Source organism: Stagnihabitans tardus (assembly GCF_009925085.1).
Taxonomy (GTDB): Bacteria; Pseudomonadota; Alphaproteobacteria; order Rhodobacterales; family Rhodobacteraceae; genus Stagnihabitans; species Stagnihabitans tardus.
The window spans coordinates 1-1927 of the sequence record NZ_JAABNR010000065.1 but is presented as its reverse complement, the minus strand read 5'-3'; the positions used below and the strand labels follow the sequence as shown (position 1 = coordinate 1927).

At 51.1% G+C, this 1927-nt stretch carries 3 protein-coding genes; 2 read left to right on the top strand and 1 reads right to left on the bottom strand.

Annotation, left to right across the window (positions count from 1 at the left end):
- Together GV832_RS21540 and GV832_RS21535 are read left to right on the top strand one after the other, a co-directional pair.
- A partial coding sequence (locus tag GV832_RS21540; RefSeq protein WP_168776912.1) for an RHS repeat-associated core domain-containing protein occupies positions 1 to 839 on the top strand: 839 nt, incomplete at its 5' end.
- The gene (locus GV832_RS21535; RefSeq protein ID WP_168776911.1) at positions 808 to 1551 is read left to right on the top strand and encodes a hypothetical protein; all 744 of its coding nucleotides are present in this window, start codon (positions 808 to 810) and stop codon (positions 1549 to 1551) included. The genes GV832_RS21540 and GV832_RS21535, both read left to right, overlap by 32 nt.
- A gap of 273 nt (positions 1552 to 1824) precedes the next feature.
- On the opposite strand, the gene GV832_RS21530 is transcribed toward GV832_RS21535, so the two are convergent.
- Positions 1825 to 1927, bottom strand: a 103-nt coding sequence (locus GV832_RS21530; protein ID WP_168776771.1) for a transposase domain-containing protein, incomplete at its 5' end; no start/stop codon positions are given.

Below are 1927 nucleotides of genomic sequence, written 5' to 3'. Positions count from 1 at the left end.
CCCAGCCCGAGAGCCACGGCTACATCGGAGAACGCCTCGACGCCGACGCAGGCCTCCAGTACCTCAACGCAAGGTACTATGACCCCAAACTCGCCATGTTCATCCAGCCGGATTGGTGGGAGGTCACAAAGGCAGGTGTCGGAACGAACAGGTATGCCTATGCAGGGGGGGATCCCGTGAATGGACGGGACCCGGGGGGGAATGCAAGCAGCACTTCAATCCGTGACGTCCGGACACTGAACAGTTCCAGCAATCCGTTCACCGGCAATCACGGTGGATCGCAAAGCAGTGACCGCGTACTTGAAAGTGGAAAGATCAGCCATGGATCGAGCCCAGGCAGCGGCAATGCCGACTTTTACCGCGTTCAAAATTGCATTTGTCAAATTATTAAACCGCATCATGCGATTATATTGAGCAATCCCACTAATTGGCCTTTAATCGGCGGCGCTTTACTTAGAGGCTCTATCGATAGCCCCAACATAACAAACATCACATCAGGAAACCCGGACTTGGACGCGATCTTCGGGGGATTTCGCGGGAGTTCCGAAGATAAGAAAGGGCAGTCCTACCCTGGCACTCTTGACGAACTCAATGACCGGCTAGAAGAATTCGCGGATTCCGTTCCAGGATCCTCGAAGGAGAAGCGTCAAGATGGGGGTATTGTGATCGTTCTGCCAGATGGAACACAGGTATCTACCTATCCCGAGCGCAAGAAATCAGGGACTGACAAACCGGGATTTCAAATAACAAAGTCTGGACAATCAACTAGAAATGGTATTAAAGGCACAGTCGAGGGAGGAAAAGTTCGTGAGCGAGAAGATGACAGCGAAGGGGAATAGGGAAACTGGAGGTGCCCGGCCAACCATTCCTATAAAGTTCTTTTCAGAAACCATTGGCGCAGAAATGGGCCTATCACAGCGATTAGATCGAATGGGCTGGGGTAATGGACAAAGGCCCGCGATCATGACGAGAGACGAAGCGGAAGCTCTGTTGCATTGGGAACTGTTTGACACGATTTATTCCATCCAAGGCACGTGGGCTTCCTGCGACAATCTACCGATTATATCAACCGAAGTAGCGCATTTTATTGTTCCGCACTGTTATGATCAACACCAAAACTTCTTCATTCACGGTCAGAATATTGAATCATGGGTTACCGAAACAGTTAACAAGAACTTGACAAAAAGAAAATATATTCTCTCGTGCGATATTAATAGGTTCATCGCATTTTCTGTTGAAGATTTTAGCTACGACCAAATCGACTTTTCCGTTGATGTCGCGGGTCACGACGCACAGTTTATTGTGTTTTCCTCTGAGAAGAAATTTTGGGTGTCATTCTATCCGCGGTCCCCTTTCATTATTATTTCCATTAAGGGTGATGCCATAGATTTTCTTGACACACTTGGTTACCCAAGAGAATTTATAGTCCGCATCTTTAATGAAAACTACGAGAAGGCGTTTAGTCTTTGCTCTCAGAGCTTTAGGGAACATTTCTGGAGGACCTATGCTCCCAGAGTCAGGGTGGCGTCGGATATCCCGCGGATACTATAACAGTTAGCTGAACTGTAAGCGATGGGGTGGACGCCCCCGCGGCATCGATTGTGCCATGGTGGCGGGTGTTGAAGCGTAAGCCTCCGGCTAGGGCCGTCTGACGTGCGATGGCGCTGTTCGGCATCGACGAAGCGGTTGCGCTTCAGCTCGCGGTGGATCGTGGCACGGTGGCGGCCGAGGGTAAGCGGTGTCCTGTCCCCACCTTTTCTGCATTGGCCCGATGGCATCATTGGAGTCTGATGATTGTGGGTAAGCCTCCGGTCTAGGCCGTGGCTATTTGGTTTTCCAGTTCCAGGGCAGGAGATCCGGCAGGCGTGACGGTGTGGTTGCCGGTAGCTTGGCGAGGACATCTGCGAGCCAGGTCTGTGGGTCAACG